Origin of the sequence: Marinobacterium sedimentorum (assembly GCF_024267675.1) — a bacterium.
GTDB lineage: Bacteria > Pseudomonadota > Gammaproteobacteria > Pseudomonadales > Balneatricaceae > Marinobacterium_A > Marinobacterium_A sedimentorum.
The window spans coordinates 216,789-237,690 of sequence record NZ_JALDYX010000003.1; the positions used below are offsets into that span (position 1 = coordinate 216,789).

Below are 20,902 nucleotides of genomic sequence, written 5' to 3' on the forward strand. Positions count from 1 at the left end.
GCTGTTGAATTCGATCGCTACATTAAACGACGTAGTACTTGAGTGGCGGAAAGCCATTGAACTCGACCGAACTGTAACTGGTGGTGTAAGCCCCGGTGGAGAACCAGTACAGCCGATCCCCCATTTCCAGCGACAGCGGCAACTTATAGCGGTAGCTTTCGTACATGATATCGACGCTGTCGCAGGTGGGCCCGGCCAGAATCACCTCTTCGAACTCGGCCGCCGGATCGTCGTCACGTTCGCTGGCCAGCGGATACTTGATGGCCTCGTCCAGCGTTTCTATCAGGCCGTTGAACTTGCCGACATCGGTAAACACCCAACGCTCAAGTGCCGTGGCGGACTTGCGCGCAATCAGCACCACCTCAGACACCAGAATACCGGCATCACCCACCAGCGAGCGCCCGGGCTCCAGAATGATCTCGGGGAGATCATCACCGAAATCCTCTTTCAGAAAACGCGTAATTTCCTGCACATAAACCGCGAACTCGTTGGCCTTGTGCAGATAGCTGGCCGGGAAACCACCACCCATGTTGATCATTTTCAAGCCGATGCCATATTCCGTCTGCAGGCGCTCAAAGATCACCTTGACCTTGGCGATGGCACCGTCCCAGACATCAATGTCGCGCTGTTGCGAGCCGACGTGGAACGACAGCCCCCAGGGCAGCAGTCCAAGATCGCGCGCCAGTACCGCCAGCTCCACCGCCATCTCGGGGTTGCAGCCAAACTTGCGTGACAGCGGCCAGTCGGCGCCCTCGGAACCTTCGGTCAGCACCCGGATATAAACCTTCGAGCCCGGTGCCTGTTCCGCGATATTGCGCAGATCAGCCTCGGAATCCGTCGCATAAAGCCGCACACCCTTGTCATGAAAATAACGGATATCGCGGGCTTTCTTGATGGTATTGCCAAAGCTCATGCGCGCGGGCTCAACGCCGTGCTTCATGACCTTGTCCAGCTCATAGGTCGAGGCGATATCGAAGTTCGAACCCAATTGTGCCAGCAGCGCTATGACTTCATCCGCCGGATTCGCCTTCACCGCATAGAACACCCTGGCGTAATCGAATCCCTGCACCAGCTGCGTGTACTTCTGGCGGATATTGTCCAGATCAATCACCAGGCAGGGGGTCTCCCGGCTGTCGGCAATCGCCTTCGCACGTTGCCACTGTTCGGGACTGATATGTTCTGGCAGCTTCATCAGGCGCAGCACCTCTTAATATGCGGTGGTTGGGGCCTCAGACATTGCCTGCGAGCAGATCGGATGCTCCCGGCTATCCTGGACCCATAAAAAAGAACCCGCAGTGATGGCATCAGCGCGGGTTCTTTTCTGAATTTTCGCGGAGTATAGAGCAATGACATCAGGGCGCAAACATTTTCGCCCCGGAGTGAAAAACTTGCCCGTCCCTCAGAGCCCTCCGCCGTGGGCGACGATTTTCTCGATCTCGGCGAATGTCTTGGCCTCGTACATGACTTCAAAACTGACCTTGAGTATACGCGAGATGTCGCTGGCCGAGATAACGCCCCGTACCCGCTTGACGCCGGCATAGCCCTCATCAATCACCACGACGTGCTGGTCGCCCGACCCCTGCATGGTGAGCATCAGATCACCAATGGTGGCATCGGCCACCTGCTCGAACGTCAGACCGCGAATATTCGCCTTGCCCAGCATGACATGACACACCCGCACCTCGGATCGGGCAATGCCATGCTGCTGGGCATATACCATGGCTCCGGAGCCTGCGATATCCCGCGCAGTAATGACACCGGCGAACTGGTGCTTGTCGTTGACGACAAACAGCATGCGCACATGCTGACTTTTCATCCAGTCCAGCGCCTCATCGACACTCATCTGAGCCGATACTGTGACCGGAGCAGTCTCGACAAAATCTGTCATGACTTCCAGTGCAGGGCTACGCAGGGTGGATTGCGGGCGTACCTGAACCGGCGAAAGCAGGTGGTCGACGTCCGACGCCTCCTGCACTCTCAAATGGCGAAATTCCTGAAACATAAGCGCTCCTACTGCAATTATTCTTCTTGGCGCACAAATTAGAAGCATAGCGAGTTTCAGAGCGTATTTCATTGCCCAACGCAACCGGTGACAGATCACGGGACCCAAGCTGCCGGCCCCGTGACTTAATCCAGCAGGAAATGCCCCTCGCTGATACGCCGCGCCTGGCCTTCAACAAATACAGCCTCGGCCCCCGTCGCGCCCATCTCAACCCGGGTCTGGATCAGGCTCGCCCGCCCCATTTCAATACCCTGCTCAATCCGCAGCCGGTGCGCGCCCGGGGTCGCGGTCTGCACGGCCAGGTAGCCCGCCAGCGCCGCCGCCGCGGATCCGGTGGCCGGGTCTTCCGGTATATTGTTGGCGGGGTCGAACATGCGCGCACGCACCGTCCCGGTGCCCTCTTGCAGGCTAAAGCAGTACAGATTGGAAACAGGCCCCTCGCCCAGCAACCGGCGCCAGTGCGCCAAATCCAGCGCCGCCTGCCCCAGTGCCGCCAGATCCCGGACCTGCAGCAGCTGAAACGGTAAACCGCAGCTGGCAATCACAGGTTCCGCCACCAACTGTTCAGGCTGCAAGCCGATCAGCACAGCGGCCTCATCCCGACTCAGCGAACTGGCCGAAATTTCCGGCAGCCTGGCAGTGCGCAGGCGCGCCACGGGCCCCGACTCGGTGGCTTCGATCTCCACCCGCACCGGCCCCACCCGCTGTTCAAGCACCAGTGTGTCCGGCTGCTCCGGTGCCAGCCGCCCGAGCTGCAACAACAATAACGCCGTACCTATGGTCGGGTGACCGGCAAAGGGAATTTCCCCGCCCGGTGTAAAGATCCGCGTTTTAAAGCGATTGGCCGCCATCGCCGGCCCGACAAACACCGTTTCGGACAGATTCAGCTCGCGGGCAATCTGCTGCATCAAGGCTGTCGGCAACTCGCCAGTATCGGTAAAAACCGCCAGCGGGTTACCGCAAAAGGGCGTGTCGGTGAACACATCCAGAGTATGGAAATTGAGCTTTTGCATCTTTGTCTGCACTCCTCGACAGGGTCAGTTTCAGGGCTCTATCCCGGCAGGATACAGCCCCTGATCGCGCACACGGGCGTGTCATTATTCCCAGAAGCGCTTGTGCCCTTCACGGTAGGCATCGGCCCGGCTTACGCCTATATCCTTAAGACTCCTGTCATCCAGACCCAGCAGCTGACGACGTGACTGATAGCGTTGCTGTGCACGGCGCAGGGCTTTCCATATGCGATGGAAGAGTTCAATACTTAACATGGTTTCGTCCTCCCGTTGTTGATGTTGTACAGATTATCGAAAGGCCGAAAACCATTACAGATTCAAAAAAATATTATTTAACCATCACAGATATTGAGAACTTACGACTGTACTGCTAATTTTACTTTAATCTGTACTGATATTTTATGAGCACCCAGGATCTGTAATGAAACTCTATGAGCAGGTTGCATCTGAGCTGACATCGCGTATCGAACAGGGTTTTTATCGCTGTGGCGACCGACTGCCCTCCATTCGCGCCCTGAGCCGGGAGCACGGCGTCAGCGTGGCCACCGTGCAGGAAGCCTACCGACTGCTGGAGGACCAGGGCCTGGCCCAGCCCAAACCCAAGTCCGGCTACTATGTCCGCCTGCGACCCGCCACCCCGCAACTGCCGGATATCAGCCGACCGGCACAGCGGCCGCTGGAAGTCTCCCACTGGGAACATGTGCTGGACCTGCTCTGCTCCGGCGAAACGCCGGGCGTGCTGTCGCTCGGACGCGGCATGCCGGATATCACCGCCGCCACACTCAAGCCGCTGCAACGGGCCCTGTCCGAGGGCAAGCGCGGTGACGGCCTGCGCGGCTTCGCCTACGACAGTCTGCAGGGTTCGCCGGAGCTGCGACAACAGGTCGCACGTCTGAGTATCGATGCCGGCTGCAAGCTGCATCCCGATGACATCGTCATTACTACCGGCTGCCAGGAAGCACTCTCGGCCAGCATTCGCGCCGTCACTCAGCCGGGCGATGTAGTAGCGGTGGACTCGCCCAGTTTCTTTGGCTCCATGCAGGCACTCAAGGCTTTTGGCCTCAAGGCCATGGAAATTCCCACCGACCCCGTCAATGGCATCAGCCTTGAAGCCCTGGAACTGGCCCTGGAACAGTGGCCAATCCGCGCCATTCAGGTGACGCCCACCTGCAACAACCCGCTGGGCTACACCATGCCGGAGACACGCAAGCGCCAGCTGGTCAGCCTGGCCCAGCGCTTTGACGTCGCTATTATCGAGGACGATATTTACGGTGATCTGAGTTTCCAGTTTCCACGCCCACGCTCCATCAAGTCCTTCGATATCGATGACCGGGTACTGCTGTGCAGCTCCTTTTCCAAGGTACTGGCACCGGGCTTGCGAGTGGGATGGGCGGCCCCCGGACGATACCGGGACCAGGTCATGCACATGAAATATGTTGGCACCGCCGCCAGCTCGACCCTGCCACAACTGGCGGTGGCGGAGTTTATCGAGAAGGGTGGCTATGAGCGTCACCTGCGACGCATGCGGGCGCAATATCTGAATGGGCGCGATCAGATGATTACCGCGGTGGAGCGCTACTTTCCCCCCGGCACGCGAATCAGCTATCCCCAGGGCGGCTTTTTGCTCTGGGTCGAGCTGCCGGGGGATATCGACACTCTGCAGTTGAATGACCGCCTGCAGGCCAACGGTATCCGCATAGGCCCGGGGGTGCTGTTCTCCGCCTCGGGCAAATACCGCAACTGCATGCGGCTGAACTTTTCGGACAAGCCCTCGGTCGCCCAGGACCGGGCCCTGCAACAGGTGGGTATTGAAGTGCAGCAGATGCTGCAGGAAATCGATCGGGTCGCCTGAGCAGCCCGATGTTTTAGCGGGGCGTTTCGGCCTGCTGCAGCAGATGAGTCAGCAGCGCCCGCAGCTTGCCCGGGCGCACCGGTTTCGGCAGTACCGGCAGGCCCTGTTCACGGAACAGCTGCAGCGTATCAGCCGAGCGATCCGCCGTGATCATGGCGGCGGGAAAATCAGCCCCCAGCTGCTGGCGCAGCGCCTGCACCACCTCAAGCCCGGTGCGACCCAGATCCAGATGAAAATCCGCCAACAGCAGCTGCGGAGCGGGCCCCCTGCCCTCTTCGCCATTCGCCTGACAAAGCGCCAGCGCGGCCTCGCAATCGCGGGCCACACTGAGCTCGCAGCCCCACTGTTCCAGCAGCGCACACATGCTCAGCAGCACGCCCTCGTCGTTATCCACCACCAGCACCCGCGTGCCTGCCAGGCTATCCAGCGGCACACTTAGCTGCTCCGACGCCGCAGCAGCTACCTTCCCCAGCACCCGCGGCACTTCAACGGCGAACATCGACCCCTTGCCAAGGCTCGAACGGACCTCGACGCGATGCTCCAGCACCCGTGCGATACGATCCACAATCGCCAGCCCGAGGCCCACACCGCGACGCTCGCCGGCATGATGGTCGGGCAGCTGGTGAAATTCGCAGAAAATTTCCTCGAGCTTGGAGGCGGCGATGCCAGTGCCGCTATCCCACACCTGAATGCTGACCCGGTCACCGCGGTTGCGTACCCCCAGCAGTACAGTACCGCGCTCGGTATAGCGCAGTGCATTGCTGAGAAAATTCCGCAGAATGCGCGTCAGCAGCCGACTGTCGCTGCGAATATTCAGCCTGCTGGGCGCAAGCCTGAGCTGCAGCCCTTCGCTGGCGGCCACCGATTGCAGTTCTGCCGCCAGCGGCTGCAGGATGGACTGCAGGGAAAACTCAGCCAGATCCGGTCGCACCGCATTCTGATCGAGCCTGGAGATATCCAGCAGATCGGTCAGCAAATCCTCAGCCCCTTCCAGCGCCAGATGCACGCGCTCGATCAGATAGCCGTCCTGACCTTCGAGCGCACGTTCGCGCAGCGTGGATACCAGCAGGCGCGCTGCATTCATGGGCTGCAACAAATCATGGCTGGCCGCCGCCAGGTATTTATCCTTGCTCCTGTTAGCCTCATGGGCGGCATCACGGGCCAGGCGCAGCTGCTCGTTCAGCTCAAGCAGCTCTTCGGTACGCTCGGCGACTCGCTGTTCAAGCTCGGCATTAAGTTGCTGCAGCCGCTCGCGGGCACGCTTGCGTTCGGTATAGTCAGCGACGAAGGCTTCGATAATTTCGCCGCCATCCACCTGCTTGAACAGGATGTTCATGGCCACATCCACGGTGCCGCCGTTACGGCAACGCAGACGGGTTTCATAGCCGGTAAGCCGCTGACTGGCGAGCAGCATCTGGCGTATTTCCGCAAACTCTCCCGGATCAACAAACAGCTCGGTGGCCAGATCACGCACCTGATCGATCACCTGCCCGGGTGAATCATAGCCACAGAGGTGGGCGATGGCAGGGTTGGCCGCCAGTACGCCACCGGTCATGTCGGCGCGAAAGATGCCGTGCAGGGCGTTCTCGAACAGCCACTTGTAGCGATTGCGCTCCTGTTCCAGCTCGTGCATCTTGCGCTCGAGTTCAGGGTAGTAACTCTTGCGCGCCGACTGGCTGCCAAGGCCGATCAGGTCTTCGAAGGTGGCCGAGGCGTGTTCAGAGGGTTTGTTCTGGTCAGAGCGCTTCTTCATAGATGACCTCAACATCCCGCCGCGAGGACTTGCGCGGATTGGTCAGGATGCAGGGATCCTTGATGGCATTTTTCGACAGCGAGGGTATATCACTCACATTCACCCCGAAGACACCGAGCGACTCTTTCAGCCCCACTTCCTGCTTGAGCCCGATGACGCGCTGCATCAGACGCTTGCGGATCTCGCTGCTGTTCATGCCGCGCACATCCACCCCCAGGGTATCGGCGATGACCTTGAACTTGTCCGGCGTTTCGCGGTAATTGAAATCAATCACATGCTCCAGCAGCATGGCGTTGCAGAGCCCGTGGGGCAGGTCCAGATAGCCGCCCAGACTGTGGGACATGGCATGCACGGCGCCCAGAATCGCGTTGGAGAATGCCAGCCCCGCCTTCATGCTGCCAAGCATGACCTGCTCGCGCAGCTGCAGGTCATCGGGATGGCGAATCAGATCCGCCAGGTTGCCATTGATCAGGCGAATGGCATCCAGTGCATGCATGTCAGTCATGGGGCCTGAACCGGTGGAGACAAAGGCCTCGATGGCATGCACCAGTGCATCCACACCGGTACAGGCGGTCAGGAAGGGGTCCATGGTCATGGTGGTTTCGGGATCGATGAGCGAGACATCCGGCACCACGGACTTACTGACGATGGAGATTTTCACCCGCTCGAATTCGTCATTGATGATGGCGAACTGGGACACATCGGCCGAGGTGCCTGAGGTGGTGGGAATCAGGATCAGTGGCGGAATCGGTACTGTCAGGGTATCAACGCCCTCGAACTCAAGAATATGGCGGCCATGACTGCTGACAATACCAATGCCCTTGGCGCAGTCCATCGGGCTGCCACCGCCCACCGCCACTATGAGGTTGCAGCCCTCACTCGCATACAGGGCCGCACCGCGCATCACCTCCTCCGAGCGAGGGTTGGGCGAGACATCGGTAAACACCACGTACTCAATCAGCGACTCGCGCAGCGTCTGCTCCACATCCGCGACCCAGCCTGCCTTCTGCACGCCGGGATCGGATACCAGCAGCACCTTGCGTGCGCCGAATGTTCTCGCATAGTTGCCGACTGTCTTGCGGGCACCGGCGCCAAAGAGAATTTCGGGGGCGACAAATTTGCGCAGATTGGAGAGTTCATGGCTCATGCTTGGATCCCCTCATGTCTAAGCCCCAGGGAAGGGGTCTTGTTTTGCCCGCATTATACCCCCAGCATCAGACAACAACATCGACGGACCTGAACACCGCCACCTCGCTCATAGACTGCAGCGCCCGGCTGTGCGTCGGGCCAACGGCTAGCGTACTTCCTGCTGCTGCTGGCAGTTCAGGCACAGTGGCGATTCAGGCCGCACGCTCAGGCGGGCAAAGGGAATACCGGCATCGCAACTGCGACAGTAGCCAAAGTCCTCATCGCCTTCATCAATACGCCGCAGCGCCGCTTCCACCAGGTGCAGACGACGCTCACTCAGCATCACGTTGGCCTTGGCCATGTTACGCTGCTGCAGGGCATCGCTGCGCTCGCTGGTATCGAACTGCTCGCGGTCGCCACCCACCTCCGACAGCATCTCGCGCAGGCCGGTAATTTCTTCGCTCAGGTCATGCTGCAATTTGTGCAGGCGCTGAATAATCAGCTGCATCTGCTCGTCCTGTACGGTGTGTTCCATAATATGAATCTCTCAACTTGTCGATTTCAGACAGCGCCGGCGGTTCGAATATGCCAGGCATGTTACGGGCAAAAAAAAGGCGGACCCGAAGGCCCGCCTGGATACTCCAGCAGTCGCTCAGGGGTCTGATCGCATCGGCGTCAGCTCCGGGATGGCACCCGCCTCCCGACACCACAGGGGCATCAGGACGGCTCGAGCCTTACCCTGGCTGGGTAAGGTCGGGCAGACATTAACGGACGATTGCATAACGGACATTGTTAAGCTGAGCGCTCTTTAACTAAATAGGGTGTTGCTGAGCCGAGTGTCACCGATCTGATGGCAAAATGCCAGCATTCTGCAGCCGCGATCAGCGGATGCCGCCGGCGCCACCTCACGGACCCCTGTTACTCGCGAGCCCCGGGTAAAAAAGCATAAAAAAGCGGCCTCGAAAGGCCGCTTTTTACCCTGCTATTAACCCGGCGGGCTAAGAGTGACTTTCCGATTTACTGACTCAGTTCAAGCAACAGCTTGTTGAGACGCGCCACGTAGGCGGCCGGATCATCCAGCTGACCACCGGCGGCAAGGCCGGCCTGGTCAAAGATTACCAGCGACAGTTCGCCAAAGCGGTCTTCATCCACTTCCTGATCCAGTTTCTGAATCAGCGGGTGCACCGGGTTCACTTCAAACACCGGCTTCACTTCTGGTACCGGCTGACCGGCGGCTTCCATGATGCGACGCATTTGCGCGCCCATGTCGTAGCTGCCGAGCACCACGCAGGCCGGGGAGTCGGTCAGGCGGTGGGTGATACGCACATCCGACACCCGGTCACCCAGCTGCGTTTTGAGGCGAGCAACCAGGCCTTCCAGTTCCTTGGCCGTCTCTTCCTGAGCGGCTTTCTCTTCCTCGTTTTCCACTTCGCCCAGATCCAGCTCGCCCTTGCTGACGTCCTGGAAGGACGTGCCGTCGAAGTCGAACAGGTGGCTCATCATCCACTCGTCAATGCGATCGGTCAGGAGCAGCACTTCGATGCCCTTCTTGCGGAAGATTTCCAGGTGCGGGCTGCTCTTGGCGGCATTGAAGGAGTCAGCCACCACGTAGTAGATCTTGCTCTGGCCTTCCTGCATGCGGGCAATGTAGTCATCCAGACCAACGTTCTGCTCGCTGGTACCCGAGTGCGTGGAGGCAAAACGCAGCAGCTTGAGTACTTTCTCACGGTTGGCGTGATCTTCCGCCGGCCCTTCCTTCAGCACCTGACCGAACTCTTTCCAGAAGGTCTGGTACTTGTCGGCATCGTTCTTGGCCAGTTTGGACAGCATGTCCAGCACACGCTTGCTCAGCGCGGCACGCAGCTTGTCGACATGCGGGTCTTTTTGCAGGATCTCACGGGAAATATTCAGCGACAGGTTGCTGGAATCCACCACACCCTTGATAAAGCGCAGGTACAGCGGCAGGAACTGGTCAGCCTGGTCCATGATGAAAACACGCTGGATATACAGTTTCAGGCCACGGGGCGCTTCGCGGTTCCACAGGTCGTAGGGGGCTTTTTCCGGTACATACAGCAGCGAGCTGTATTCCAGGTTGCCTTCGACCTTGCTGTGAGACCAGCTCAGCGGGTCACCGAAGTCATGGGACACATGCTTGTAGAACTCAGAGTATTCCTCGTCGGTGATTTCATTCTTGCTGCGCGTCCAGAGTGCCGTGGCACTGTTAACCGTCTCGTCCTGGGGCGCTTCCACCGGTGCAGGCTCCTGGCCGTCCTCCGGTTCTTCAGGCGCAACCGCGTCTTTGTGCATGATCACCGGCAAAGCGATGTGATCGGAGTACTTGCGCACCAGCTCGCGCAGGCGCCAGCCATTGGCGAACTCGGCTTCTTCGTCTTTCAGGTGCAGTACGATGGTGGTACCGCGGCTGGCCTTTTCCAGCGTGGCAATGCTGAATTCGCCCTCGCCTTTGGATGACCAGTGCACAGCCTCGGCGGCCGCCAGGCCCGCACGACGGCTAAACACATCCACCTTGTCGGCAACGATAAAGGCCGAGTAGAAGCCCACACCGAACTGACCGATCAGCTGGCTGTCCTTCTTCTGGTCACCGGTCAGCTGGGACAGGAAACCGGAGGTGCCGGACTTGGCGATGGTGCCCAGATGCTCTATCACATCCTGGCGACTCATGCCGATACCGTTGTCGTCGATGGTGATGGTCTTGGCAGCTTCGTCGAAGCTGACGCGGATCCGGAGATCGCCATCGTTTTCGTACAGGTCGGCGTTGGACAGCGCTTCAAAGCGCAGCTTTTCCGCCGCATCCGAGGCGTTGGAAATCAGCTCGCGCAGGAAGATCTCCTTGTTGGAATACAGGGAGTGAATCATCAGATGAAGCAGCTGCTTCACTTCCGTCTGGAATCCGAGAGTTTCTTTCTGGGTTTCAGTACTCATGAATATATAGGCCCTTGGTTCTGCAACAATTTCAGGTAACTCGCCTGTGTTCCAGAGATGGGGCCGGCAAAATCAATTTCAAGCCCTGAATGCAAAGCGCATGTGCATAATCCCTGCAGGCCACGCCATTTCAGCGCTCGACTTCGGTGCTCATCATCATGGTCTGCAGCGCCAGAGAGACGAATTCGCGCCTGTAGAGCACTATGACCACGGTGCCCGACAGCAGCATGAACAGCCAGGGGTTGATAAACCATCCCAGCACCGCGACGCAGAAATAGTAGGTACGCAGGCCAATATTGAAGTTGTTGGCCGCCAGTGACGTCATGTCGGCGATACGGGCCGCGTGGGCCTGCAAGCGCTGCTCATTGAGCGACTCGCTCGGCAAGGGCGCACCGCCGATCATCACCGAGGCAAAGCCGTACTGGCGCAGGCTCCAGGTGAACTTGAAGAACGAATAGACAAATAGCAGGACCAGCAGCAACAGCTTGATTTCCCACTCCCCGGCCGTAAGAGGGTAGGCGTAGGGAATATCCTGCACGATGTTCATGGCTTCATCCGACACATTGAGCAGTGTCATAAGACCGGCCAGAATCAGGATGGTGGTGGAGGCAAAAAACGCCACCGTGCGCTCCAGGTTGGCGATGGCGGTGGTGTCGGGCACCCGATTCTCACGCATCAGCATGTGACGCATCCACTCCAGCCGGTACAGATGCATCACACTGGCCAGACAGGGAGTGGTATACCCCTTGACCCGCGCATAAGTCATGTAGCCGCGAAAGCACAGCAGAAACCAGCCCAGCGCCAGCAGGTTAATCCAGTGTGTGCGTAGAAAATCCATCACTACATCGCTTGTCATCAATATCCGTCCGATTTCAAAAAGCCCGTCATTGTAAATCAAGCCACTGCGCGCCTCCACCGGGCGACAGCACTGGGCCCTGCCGGCCAGAGACCGGCATTGCTGCAGTGGTTTTCAGGACAAGCCAATCAGGAGGAACAGGTCAGGCAGATGGCGCCGGCCCAGTCCGGCGGCTCGCCGGCAAAGCGCTCAAACTCGGGCTGCTCGGCAAAGGGATTTCGCAACAGGGTCATGAGATCGTTGACCGCGGTGAAATCGCCCTGATGCGCCGCACGAATGGCCTCTTCGGCCATATAGTTGCGCAGTATGTATTTGGGATTCACCGCCAGCATGCGGGCCTCACGCTGGCTGCGTGTACCCGCCTCCAGACCCAGCCGGGCCTGGTACTGCAACAGCCAGTCAGTCGCTTTCGACGGATATGGCCAGAGTGCCAGCACCGCGCCCAGCGCCTCATCGGAGCCATCAAACCGACTCAGGCTGCGGAAAAAGCGGGTCATGTCGATACGCTGCTCCGCCATCAGGGCCTTGAGCGAAGACACCAGCGCGGCATCGCCGTCGTCCTGTTTCACAAACCCCAGACGCTCGCGGTAACGCGCCAGTTCCGCCGCCTCATAGAGGCCGCCAAAAAGCTCGAGCTGCGCCTCGAGATCTGCCCGTTCCACCAGTGGCAGCAAGGCCTGACCCAGGCAGGCCAGGTTCCACAGCACCACACCGGGTTGAGCCTTGAAGGCATAGCGCTTCTGGTGGTCGTTCTGGTTGCTGACATAATCGCTCTGGTAGCCATCCAGGAAACTGTAAGGGCCGTAATCGAAGGTCTCGCTCAGCAACGACATATTGTCGGTATTCAGCACACCGTGCACAAAGCCGCAGGCCTGCCAGCGCGCCACCAGCTCGGCTGTGCTTTGCACCACCTCGGCAAACATCGAACGATAAGGGTTTTCAGCCGCTGCCAGATGGGGAAAGTAGCGCTCGATGCAGTAATCGGCCAGCAGCTTGAGCTCATCATGCAGGCGGTGGTAGTAAAAATATTCAAAGTGACCGAAGCGAATATGGCAGCGCGACACACGCAGCAGCATGGCGCAGGGCTCCATGCCCTCGCGGCGGGTGTAGTCATCGCTGCCGATCAGACAGAGCGCGCGGGTGGTGGGAACCCCCAGCCCCTGCATGGCCTCGCCCGCCAGGTATTCCCGAATGCTGGAGCGCAGCACCGCGCGGCCATCCCCGAAGCGGGAAAAGGCGGTCTTGCCGGCGCCCTTGAGGTGCAGATCCCAGCGCTCACCGGCCTGATTCAGCACTTCGCCCAGCAGCAGACCGCGGCCATCGCCCAGATCCGGGTTATAGACACCAAACTGGTGCCCGGTGTACTTCATGGCCAGCGATTCCGAGCCCGGCAATGGCTCATGACCACCGAAGTAATTCGCCAGTGCCTCGGGCGTTACCTGGCAGGGATCAAGATCCAGCAAGGCCGCCACTTCGGTATTGAAACTGATCAGATGAGCACCCTTGAGCGGCTGCGGCTCGGTGATCTGGTAGAATCGCTCCGGCAGCCGTGCAAAACTGTTGTCAAAATTAAGGTTTTCCAGGGTTCGCAGCACGCTCATGGTGGGTCTCATTGCAGCTATCAGGGACTGGGGTTACTCGGCGGCCTCCCGTCGGGACGCTCTGCCGCATTCCGCCGCAGAGTCCTGCAGATCAGCAGTGCCGCCGCGGCCCCTATACCCTAGCATTTCTATCAACTATTATCAGCACCCTGAAGCGCGTACTCGCGTGAACCTGCCAATGGATAATGCACTATGAATATCGAGCTACAGGACCTGTTCTGGCTCAGCCTCGTCAGCTTCGTCTGCCTGCACTGGTGGCAGGGGCAGAAAGTACGGGAAACAGCCCTGCGCGCGACCCGCAAGCGCTGCGAGGAACTGGATGTACAGCTGCTGGATGACAGCGTGGGTCTGCGGGCTATCTGGCTCAAGCGCGACCAGCGAGGCAGTTTGCGTTTCTGGCGCAGCTACCAGTTCGAGTTCACCGCCACCGGTGAAAACCGCTACCGCGGCCGCGTGGTGACACTGGGGCAGAAAATCCTGTCCATCGAACTGGATGCACACCGGTTTTGATTCAGCTCAGCCCGCCGTACAATGAAGGCCAGGTGCACCTGCTCGCATGCACCACTCAGCCTGACCGATAACCAACGCCCGATAACAATGTCCGAAAACAATGCCATGAATATTTCAGAACCCGGCCAGCCCCGTTACGGCAATGGCGATTCATCCTACCAGGCCGCCGGCGGCATTGCGGGCATCCGTCGTCTGGTAGACGCCTTTTACGACCAGATGGATAGCCTGGCAGACGCCGCCGACATCCGCGCCATGCACCCGCAGGATCTGGCCGAATCGCGGGACAAACTGAGCTGTTTCTTGAGCGGCTGGCTCGGCGGCCCCAAACTCTACCGCGAAAAATACGGGCCTATCAGCATTCCTGCCGCCCACGCCCAGCTGCGTATCGGCAGCCTGAGGCGCGATGCCTGGCTGCTGTGCATGCACCAAGCGCTGCAACAGCAACCCTGGCCCGAGGACTTCAAGCACTACCTGCTGCAGGCGCTGAGCGTACCGGCCGAACGCTGCCGCACCCGGGACTGAGTCGGCGCCCTCGCCCGCCGTCGATGGCATGGTGGATCAGCTGTCAAGAAGCCCGGTTCAGCAGCAGATCCCCCTTCAGGCTGGCGTTGAGCGTACCGACAATGTCGTGACTGTGGTGGTTGATGAAGAAGTGTCCCCCCTCGTACAGGCGGACCAATTCCGTTTCAACAAAGAGGTCACGCCAGGCCAGCAGGTCGTCCCGGGCGACGAAGGTATCCTCTTCTCCACCGAGAATCACCAGGCGCGATGGCAGTGGCGACTCGTACTTGCCAACATAAGTCTCCACCAGCTTAAAGTCCGCCTTCAGGATCGGCAGTATGAAAGCCATCAGCTCCTCGTTTTCCAGCACCTGCCGGGGCACCCCGGACAGCTCGCGGATCTTCTCTTTGAAGCGAGCGTCCACAAGCCTGTGAAGGGGGGCACCGCGCCGTGGCAGACAAGGCGAGCCGCCGCCGGAGGCGACAAACAGCTCTGGCAGCGGGAGCTTTTCGCGCTGCAGCCTCTGCGCCAGCTCGTAGGCGATTTTGCCCCCCATGCTGTGGCCAAAAAACGCAAACGGTTTATCGAGCTTGGTGAGCATGTTGCCAAAGAGTTCATCCACCAGCAGATCCATGCGGGTGAAAGCTCGCTCCTTAGCCCGCTTGCCACGCCCCGGCAGCTGCACTATGACCAGCTCTATGTGCGGCTCGAGCAGTTTCAGCCAGGGCAGATAGGCGTTGATATCCCCGCCGGCAAATGGGAAGCAGATCAGCCGGGTGCTAGCCGCCGGCCGCACTTGCGGCGTTACAAATAGCGAACCACCACTCATGTTATTGCGTCTCCACGGCTAACGTGCGCTCGCACTTTTCAAGGGGCTTTAACAACAACAGAATGGCGGGCATAAAGAAGAGATCAAACAGCAGGGCGACAAAAATGGTCAGCGCGGCCATCGTGCCCATCCAGGCGTTGATCTGAAAGCCGGAGAAAGCCAGGCAAAGAAAGCCCGCCGCCAACGACAGCGTCATCGTCACCAGTCCCGGCCCTACCGACTCGAAGGTGGCACTTACCGCCGCCGCGGTGCTCGCCCCCTCTTCCCGCCGCATGCGCACAAAACTGGAGAGCATGTGAATGGTCGCATCCACCACCACGCCAAAGGTCACTGAAGCCACGGTCGCGACCGCCATACCCACCTCGCCGTTGATCAGCGCCCAGATTCCGAGCGTTGCCAGGCAGGGAATGAAGTTGGCGAAGGTGCCGACCAAACTCAATGCCAGCGAGCGGAACGCCACCAGGAAAATGATCCACACCACCAGGACGCCCAGCGCGATGCCCTGCAGCATTTCCTGGATATTGCGGTTGCCGATATGGGCGAAGAGCAGCGATGTCCCGGTCGCCTTGGCCGATGCAGCTATCACCCGGGTATTGTCCGCTGTCCAGGCTTGGGCGCGCGCCTGCAGATCGGTCATGTCCCGGGTGGAGATATCGTTAAGGCTGACCGAAAGCCGGCTGTAGCGCTTGTCGGCCGTGAGCTGGTTACGCAGGTCGGTACCGAAGGGCAGCGACATTTCGTACAGGGCCAGGTACTGCGCCGCCAGATTACGATTGTCCGGCAATGCGTAGGCACTGGCATCGCCGCCCTGCATGGCCCGGTTGACGGTTTTCATGATATCGGGCAAGCCGTGTACATGAGTCACACCTGGCTGTTGCCGCAGCCAGCCGGCAAAGGCGTCTACTTCCTGCAGGTACTGCGGTGTTGCGATGCCGCCCGCTTCCTGGGAATCGAGCGAAAACTCAAGGATGTAGAAGCCGCCAAGGTCTTCGTTCATGCGATCGGTGGCCTCCCGAAAGCTGAAACTCTGGTCGAAATAACGCACGTAGCGGTCGTCCAGCACGTTGGTGAATGCCAGTGAGCAGAGCACCAGGGCGACTGCGCTGATGCCACCCAGCAATAGACGCGGGTAAGCCAGGACAATGCGGGCCACAGCACCACTGAAGCGCTCAGCCGGCAAGGAGCCTGCCTTGCCGCGCCAGGGCAGCACGCAGAGCAGCGCGGGGAAGAAGCTCACGGACAGGAACCAGGCCATGCATGAGCCAATCGCAACGATAATGCCGAGATGCGCAAAAGGCGGCACGGCACTGAAGGCAAGCGTCAGAAAACCGATGGCCGTGGTAAGGGTGGTCAGTGTGACCGGCCACCAGCATTCGACCAGGGCCATCTTGACGGCATCCTGCCGGCTGTGGCCGCCGCGACGGTGGCGCATCATACCGGCACAGATATGGATACAGTCGCAGGTTGCCAGGGTGAGAATGATATTGGGCGCGATGACGCTCGGCGAGGACAGCGGAATCCCCAGCATGGCGGCGAGGCCGAGCGCGCACAGCGTACTCAGCAGGATAACCAGGAAGGTCGCTATAGCCCCGACAATAGAGCGCAGCGCCACCACGATGATCAACAGCAGTATGACCAGCATGATCGGCAGCAACACCGAGCTGTCGTAGGTACTGGCTTCGACGAAGGCATGATCGAGTGCCACCGAGCCCGACAACCCCAGTTCAAGATCCGGGTACCGGTGCACAAACTGATCCAGAATGTCCTGGCCGGCCGCCATGGCCGCTTCAGATTGTGGCGAGGCGGTTTCGGCCTGGAAGCTGAACTGCACCACGACCAGGCCCAGGCTGCCATCCCTGGACAGCAGACGGTCGGTTAACAGCGGTTGCTGCGCCGCGTCCGCTTTCAGCTGGCGTGCCTGCGATGTCGTCAGGGGGTCGCCGGAACGTGCCAGATGGTCGATCTCGATGTCGTCACCAACAGCGCGAACCCGCTGAAAATTGGTTACCGAATCGACCCGTTTAACATCCGGCAGCGTCCAGGCGGTGTCGGTTATTTCATTGATCGCGTTCAACCGTTCGGGGGTAAACAGATCCCCCTCTTTGGCTTTTACCACATAGATTAAATTGTCATCCCGACCGTACAGCTGCTCAAACCGTGCCAGCTGCTGCAGCTCAGGGTTATCGTCGGCGAAAAACACCCGGTTGTCGCTTCTAAATGTCAGCTGCGACATGCCGGCGATCAGCAGAGCCGCCAATATGACAGAGCCGATCAACACCTTGACCGGATGATTGGTAACCCAAGTTACGTATCGCACAACAAACTGCTTCAACCCTGTCGGGTTACCCGTACCGCCCTGTTCCTGGCGGCTTGATCCTAAAGTACCCATCGCAAAACCTCCCTGATTGATAAGGCCGCACCCCATTCGCCGAATGACCGCGTTAACTCTGTGGCGCCATCAGCGAGCGGTGTCCGGGCGTCTGCGGCAGCCGCCTTATCGATTTAAACGCACCATTCTTTTGCCGAGCTGTGCTATCCGACCGCCTGTCGAAACACCGGATCAAAAGTACCAGGCCCAACTGAGCCTGGCGTACTGATCGTTTTCATACCCCTGCAAGGCCCTGTCTTTTTCCACCGATAAAGGCGCCAGCAGCTGCAGCTCGAGGGTCTGCTGTTTGCCTAATCGCCGCGACGCGCGAATATCGACCAGGCTGGAATGAAACTCCAGGTCGTGGGTCAGACGAACGTCGACCAACGAGTCATACACATCGTTGAGGTTATAGCGCGCACCTATATAGATATCCCTCTGAAAGGGCGCTAATGCGGCCTGATCGCTACGCCCGTCGTAATAAGCCTCCAGGTACAGCGTCATCGAGTCGAACCCGTTGGTGAGCTGATTGAAGGTCGTTTCAGAGCCCATGCCGGCAGCGGCAAAATCGTCCGAGGCAGCACTTCGATAAATCACTTCACCTTTGAGAACGCTGTCACCGATCACGTACAGCAGTTCGGCACCCGTTTGAGAGACGCTCTCATACACTTCATCGAAGCCGACGAGCCCTTCGCTGCCAATGATCGGCCGGTAGATGGGCTCCCTGGCATGGCCATTGAAGTACGACAGCGCCAGGTCGAAGTCGCCCAGCCGATACTGCCCCCTCAGTGCGACACTGCTGCGTCCCTGGCCATCCTCGAACTCCGCCTCCTGCAGGGGTGCGGGCAAGTTCCGCAGGCGGTCTTCGCCTTCGGCAATGCGGCGCTCGCGGTTGTAGGGCAACAGGAAAGCGGAGAGTACCCAATCGTTGTAGACGGTCGTGGCGGTCACGCCCGGCTGCCCCAGCTTGGCGTCGCCCTGGAAGTCTTCCACCAGGTCGCGCTGGTTGACGATGTCCACCGGGTTCCAGGCCTCGAGCACACTCCAGTTTTCTTGCACCACACCGGCCTTGACGTCGATATCAGCCACTCTGAAGCGCAGCAGGCTCTCCCTGATATCGCCGAACAGCCGATCTTGCGCCTGTGTGCTGACCCGGCCCTTGGCACTGAAATCGAACCTGAGGTTGCTGGACAAGCGGGCTGTCCAGTCGATGCTGGCCGACAGGCTCGGGTGCAGCCGGCTGTCATTCTGATCGTCAAACAGCGGCTGTTTCGGGTAGGCGGCCATATCCAGCGTCAGGTTCCCGCGAGGCTGGCCTGCCCACGCATCCACCGAGAGCAACAGTGCTGCGGCCTGCAGCACTGTTGCGGCAACGCTTAATCTCATCGAGACCAGTACTCCAGGCGGGCATCGGTCAGATCAGATTCGCTCAGGTCCGTTTTGAAGCGGTAATCTTCCCAAACGATTTCCGAGTGCGAGCCGTCGCGCGCATTGGTCATCACGATGCGACCCGGACGCCAATGCTTGTTTTCGTACTCTTTGTAATCGAAAAACTCCAGTGTTTTCAGCTCGCGACCCTGGCGGTCAAAATAGACAATCCGCACGGGCTGCCAAATGCGCGGGTCTATGGTCTCGACAAGCTTCTGATAACCGGAGTGTTCATATTTGGGAATATTGGCGATCGTGTGGCAGGTGGTTGCCGGCTCGCCACAGGGTTCATCCTGAATGAACTTGTAGTCATAGTTGGACAGCTCCCAGGTGGCTATATCCTCGTAGGAGAATTCCGACCCGGCAAAGGAACCGGTTTTATCCCGGGATGCCAGCCGCTTGGAGCGATTGGTCGCCGGCAGATAGATCCACTGGTCGTCGGGCGCGTTGGGGTGGGTGTAGGTCAGCGAGACAAATCCGGCCAGGTCACGCGGCTGTGAAAATACCACCAGACGCTTGTCGCCATCGTCGCGCAGCTCCAGAGTGTTCATTTCGAACACTCGCGAAGCGCTTACGCCACCGGGGCGGTTGACGGTCATTTTCCCGACCACGACATAGTCTTCAAAACCCGCGTCGTTGCGATCGACGCTATAAGCAATTTCGCGGCCGCGTTCATCGAAATCGACAGCCGGCGCATTGGCTACAGCGATATTCGCGACGATCATCGAGATAACAGTCAGTGGAATATATCGAGCTTTTAACATGTTGATCTCCTCAATTGGTTTTATCTGAACGGGCTATTTCGTTAGCGATGAGCCGTAACATGCGGGCCATCATCTCTTCCGTGTGATCAGCACTGATAAAACAGCGCAGGCGGGCCGCTTCACGCGGCACAACCGGGTGCATAACGGCATGGGAGATAAAGCGCTGCTCGAGCAGGCTGGACATCAAATGCAGCGCCTTGTCGTCGTCGATCATCAGCGGCACTATGGGCACACCGGGCACGCTGGTGCGGCAATCCAGGCCCTGGGCCTCGGCCAGCCGCTTGAAGCTGCGCGCATTGTCCTGCAGGCGCTGCACGCGCTCGGGCTCGGCTTTGGCAATGTTCACAGCGGCCAGCGCCGCCGCCGTGTTCGCCGGGCTGATCCCCGTGCTGTAGAGCAGCAGGCCGGGGCAGAAGTGATGCAGCAGTTCGATCAATTCCCTGGAGCCGGCCAGAAAGCCCCCACAGCTGGCAAAACTTTTCGACAGCGTGCCGACGATAAGCTCCACCTCGGACGTGGGCACGCCGAAATGCTCGCAAACGCCGCGACCGGTGGCGCCAACGGTGCCGCAGGAGTGGGCTTCGTCAATCATCAGCCAGGCGCCGTACTCTTTTTTCAGTTCTATCAGGGAGGGCAGGTCAACCAGGTCGCCATCCATGCTGTAGGCGCCCTCGACCAGAATGACCGTCTTGCGGTGCTGCTTGCGATTTTCGCTGAGCAGGCGCTTGAGCGCCCCCATGTCATTGTGCGGGAAGGCGATGCGCCGGGCCCCGGACATGACGGCCCCCATCACGCCGCTGTTATGCATGTACTCGTCGTGCAGGATCAGGTCGCGCTTGTCGAGCAGGTAACCCACGGCGGAGACATTGGTGCTGTAACCACCCACGCCGACCGTGGCGGCTTCAAAGCCAGTGAAATCGGCGAGCGCAAGTTCCAGCTCGCGGTGCAGCTCGCACTCCCCCCCCACCATGCGGGCAGCGCCGGCGTGGGTGCCGTACTGGTGAATGGCGGCGCACGCGGCCTCTTTCACGCGCTCATCGTTGGAAAGACCCAGGTAGTTGTAATTGGAGAAGGTGACATACTCCTCCTGCTCGATTTCCAGCACGCTGGAAACGGTACCGCTGCGGGGCAGGAAATACGGGTTACGCAGTGTCGAACCCTTGTTGTAGAGCGAGTGGATGCGCCCCAGCATGGCATGCTCGGGGTAATCCTGGACCTGCAGCGGCGCATGTTCCTGTGCCGGCGCTATGTCAGCAGTCTGTATTTTTGCTCGAATCTGGTTGAGCAAAGTATCCATGGATGACTTTTGTGTGGTCACGGAAATAACGTCCAATAAAAAGGTGAATCCTCTCGCTGC

18 protein-coding genes are annotated in these 20,902 nt (G+C 59.4%); 3 read left to right on the forward strand and 15 right to left on the reverse strand.

The window, feature by feature from the left end:
- Positions 1–22 precede the first annotated feature (22 nt).
- The 4 genes from MRS74_RS05260 to MRS74_RS05275 all read right to left on the reverse strand — a co-directional run bounded on the left by MRS74_RS05260 (position 23) and on the right by MRS74_RS05275 (position 3,267).
- Complete coding sequence (locus tag MRS74_RS05260; RefSeq protein WP_254579227.1) at positions 23–1,192, reverse strand: type III PLP-dependent enzyme; 1,170 nt, start codon at positions 1,190–1,192, stop codon at positions 23–25.
- 207 nt (positions 1,193–1,399) lie between these two features.
- On the reverse strand, positions 1,400–2,002 hold the full coding sequence (locus tag MRS74_RS05265; protein ID WP_254579228.1) for a CBS domain-containing protein: 603 nt from the start codon (positions 2,000–2,002) through the stop codon (positions 1,400–1,402).
- A 125-nt stretch (positions 2,003–2,127) separates the two neighbouring features.
- On the reverse strand, positions 2,128–3,015 hold the full coding sequence (locus tag MRS74_RS05270) for a PhzF family phenazine biosynthesis protein (protein WP_254579229.1): 888 nt from the start codon (positions 3,013–3,015) through the stop codon (positions 2,128–2,130).
- 84 nt (positions 3,016–3,099) lie between these two features.
- The gene (locus tag MRS74_RS05275) at positions 3,100–3,267 is read right to left on the reverse strand and encodes a DUF1127 domain-containing protein (protein WP_254579230.1); all 168 of its coding nucleotides are present in this window, start codon (positions 3,265–3,267) and stop codon (positions 3,100–3,102) included.
- A 166-nt stretch (positions 3,268–3,433) separates the two neighbouring features.
- Between MRS74_RS05275 and MRS74_RS05280 the strand changes: the two genes are divergently transcribed.
- Entirely contained in the window at positions 3,434–4,864 is a 1,431-nt protein-coding gene (locus MRS74_RS05280; protein ID WP_254579231.1) for an aminotransferase-like domain-containing protein, read from the forward strand.
- Between the two features lie 13 nt (positions 4,865–4,877).
- Here MRS74_RS05280 and MRS74_RS05285 read toward each other — a convergent pair whose 3' ends face one another.
- From MRS74_RS05285 to MRS74_RS05310, 6 genes are all read right to left on the reverse strand, one after another.
- Positions 4,878–6,617, reverse strand: a complete 1,740-nt coding sequence (locus MRS74_RS05285) for a hybrid sensor histidine kinase/response regulator (RefSeq protein WP_254579232.1) — start codon at positions 6,615–6,617, stop codon at positions 4,878–4,880.
- Positions 6,601–7,764 (reverse strand): alcohol dehydrogenase-like regulatory protein ErcA, encoded by a 1,164-nt coding sequence (ercA, locus tag MRS74_RS05290; RefSeq protein ID WP_254579233.1) that lies wholly within the window; start codon positions 7,762–7,764, stop codon positions 6,601–6,603. Before ercA ends, MRS74_RS05285 begins: the two co-directional genes overlap by 17 nt.
- Positions 7,765–7,911: 147 nt before the next feature.
- Entirely contained in the window at positions 7,912–8,280 is a 369-nt protein-coding gene (locus tag MRS74_RS05295; RefSeq protein WP_254579234.1) for a TraR/DksA family transcriptional regulator, read from the reverse strand.
- Positions 8,281–8,762: 482 nt separating this feature from the next.
- Positions 8,763–10,688: a molecular chaperone HtpG gene (gene htpG, locus MRS74_RS05300; RefSeq protein WP_254579235.1), complete on the reverse strand. Its 1,926-nt coding sequence runs from the start codon at positions 10,686–10,688 to the stop codon at positions 8,763–8,765.
- 130 nt (positions 10,689–10,818) lie between these two features.
- Positions 10,819–11,544, reverse strand: a complete 726-nt coding sequence (locus MRS74_RS05305) for a DUF599 domain-containing protein (RefSeq protein WP_254579236.1) — start codon at positions 11,542–11,544, stop codon at positions 10,819–10,821.
- Between the two features lie 128 nt (positions 11,545–11,672).
- Positions 11,673–13,145 (reverse strand): protein adenylyltransferase SelO, encoded by a 1,473-nt coding sequence (locus tag MRS74_RS05310; RefSeq protein ID WP_254579237.1) that lies wholly within the window; start codon positions 13,143–13,145, stop codon positions 11,673–11,675.
- A 192-nt stretch (positions 13,146–13,337) separates the two neighbouring features.
- Here MRS74_RS05310 and MRS74_RS05315 point away from each other — a divergent pair, with 192 nt between their 5' ends.
- Both MRS74_RS05315 and MRS74_RS05320 read left to right on the forward strand, forming a co-directional pair.
- On the forward strand, positions 13,338–13,655 hold the full coding sequence (locus MRS74_RS05315; protein ID WP_254579238.1) for a DUF3301 domain-containing protein: 318 nt from the start codon (positions 13,338–13,340) through the stop codon (positions 13,653–13,655).
- A gap of 105 nt (positions 13,656–13,760) precedes the next feature.
- The gene (locus MRS74_RS05320) at positions 13,761–14,177 is read left to right on the forward strand and encodes a group II truncated hemoglobin (protein ID WP_254579239.1); all 417 of its coding nucleotides are present in this window, start codon (positions 13,761–13,763) and stop codon (positions 14,175–14,177) included.
- Positions 14,178–14,220: 43 nt separating this feature from the next.
- On the opposite strand, the gene MRS74_RS05325 is transcribed toward MRS74_RS05320, so the two are convergent.
- The 5 genes from MRS74_RS05325 to MRS74_RS05345 form a co-directional block, all read right to left on the reverse strand.
- Positions 14,221–14,985 carry a thioesterase II family protein gene (locus MRS74_RS05325; RefSeq protein ID WP_254579240.1) on the reverse strand — a complete coding sequence of 255 codons (765 nt, stop codon included), beginning with the start codon at positions 14,983–14,985 and terminating at the stop codon, positions 14,221–14,223.
- Position 14,986: 1 nt separating this feature from the next.
- Positions 14,987–17,302 carry an efflux RND transporter permease subunit gene (locus MRS74_RS05330; RefSeq protein ID WP_254579241.1) on the reverse strand — a complete coding sequence of 772 codons (2,316 nt, stop codon included), beginning with the start codon at positions 17,300–17,302 and terminating at the stop codon, positions 14,987–14,989.
- A 243-nt stretch (positions 17,303–17,545) separates the two neighbouring features.
- Positions 17,546–18,739, reverse strand: a complete 1,194-nt coding sequence (locus tag MRS74_RS05335; protein ID WP_254579242.1) for a hypothetical protein — start codon at positions 18,737–18,739, stop codon at positions 17,546–17,548.
- The gene (locus tag MRS74_RS05340; protein ID WP_254579243.1) at positions 18,736–19,545 is read right to left on the reverse strand and encodes an outer membrane lipoprotein-sorting protein; all 810 of its coding nucleotides are present in this window, start codon (positions 19,543–19,545) and stop codon (positions 18,736–18,738) included. The genes MRS74_RS05335 and MRS74_RS05340 overlap by 4 nt, the downstream gene beginning before the upstream one ends.
- Before the next feature lie 10 nt (positions 19,546–19,555).
- On the reverse strand, positions 19,556–20,863 hold the full coding sequence (locus MRS74_RS05345) for an aminotransferase class I/II-fold pyridoxal phosphate-dependent enzyme (RefSeq protein ID WP_254579244.1): 1,308 nt from the start codon (positions 20,861–20,863) through the stop codon (positions 19,556–19,558).
- Positions 20,864–20,902 lie beyond the last annotated feature (39 nt).

Bases quoted from the DNA above. Each gene is read 5' to 3' on its own strand.
- MRS74_RS05260 (WP_254579227.1), bottom strand. From the start codon at position 1,192: ATGAAGCTGCCAGAACATATCAGTCCCGAACAGTGGCAACGTGCGAAG.
- MRS74_RS05265 (WP_254579228.1), bottom strand. From the start codon at position 2,002: ATGTTTCAGGAATTTCGCCATTTGAGAGTGCAGGAGGCGTCGGACGTC.
- MRS74_RS05270 (WP_254579229.1), bottom strand. From the start codon at position 3,015: ATGCAAAAGCTCAATTTCCATACTCTGGATGTGTTCACCGACACGCCC.
- MRS74_RS05275 (WP_254579230.1), bottom strand. From the start codon at position 3,267: ATGTTAAGTATTGAACTCTTCCATCGCATATGGAAAGCCCTGCGCCGT.
- MRS74_RS05280 (WP_254579231.1), top strand. From the start codon at position 3,434: ATGAAACTCTATGAGCAGGTTGCATCTGAGCTGACATCGCGTATCGAA.
- MRS74_RS05285 (WP_254579232.1), bottom strand. From the start codon at position 6,617: ATGAAGAAGCGCTCTGACCAGAACAAACCCTCTGAACACGCCTCGGCC.
- ercA (WP_254579233.1), bottom strand. From the start codon at position 7,764: ATGAGCCATGAACTCTCCAATCTGCGCAAATTTGTCGCCCCCGAAATT.
- MRS74_RS05295 (WP_254579234.1), bottom strand. From the start codon at position 8,280: ATGGAACACACCGTACAGGACGAGCAGATGCAGCTGATTATTCAGCGC.
- htpG (WP_254579235.1), bottom strand. From the start codon at position 10,688: ATGAGTACTGAAACCCAGAAAGAAACTCTCGGATTCCAGACGGAAGTG.
- MRS74_RS05305 (WP_254579236.1), bottom strand. From the start codon at position 11,544: ATGACAAGCGATGTAGTGATGGATTTTCTACGCACACACTGGATTAAC.
- MRS74_RS05310 (WP_254579237.1), bottom strand. From the start codon at position 13,145: ATGAGCGTGCTGCGAACCCTGGAAAACCTTAATTTTGACAACAGTTTT.
- MRS74_RS05315 (WP_254579238.1), top strand. From the start codon at position 13,338: ATGAATATCGAGCTACAGGACCTGTTCTGGCTCAGCCTCGTCAGCTTC.
- MRS74_RS05320 (WP_254579239.1), top strand. From the start codon at position 13,761: ATGAATATTTCAGAACCCGGCCAGCCCCGTTACGGCAATGGCGATTCA.
- MRS74_RS05325 (WP_254579240.1), bottom strand. From the start codon at position 14,985: ATGAGTGGTGGTTCGCTATTTGTAACGCCGCAAGTGCGGCCGGCGGCT.
- MRS74_RS05335 (WP_254579242.1), bottom strand. From the start codon at position 18,739: ATGAGATTAAGCGTTGCCGCAACAGTGCTGCAGGCCGCAGCACTGTTG.
- MRS74_RS05340 (WP_254579243.1), bottom strand. From the start codon at position 19,545: ATGTTAAAAGCTCGATATATTCCACTGACTGTTATCTCGATGATCGTC.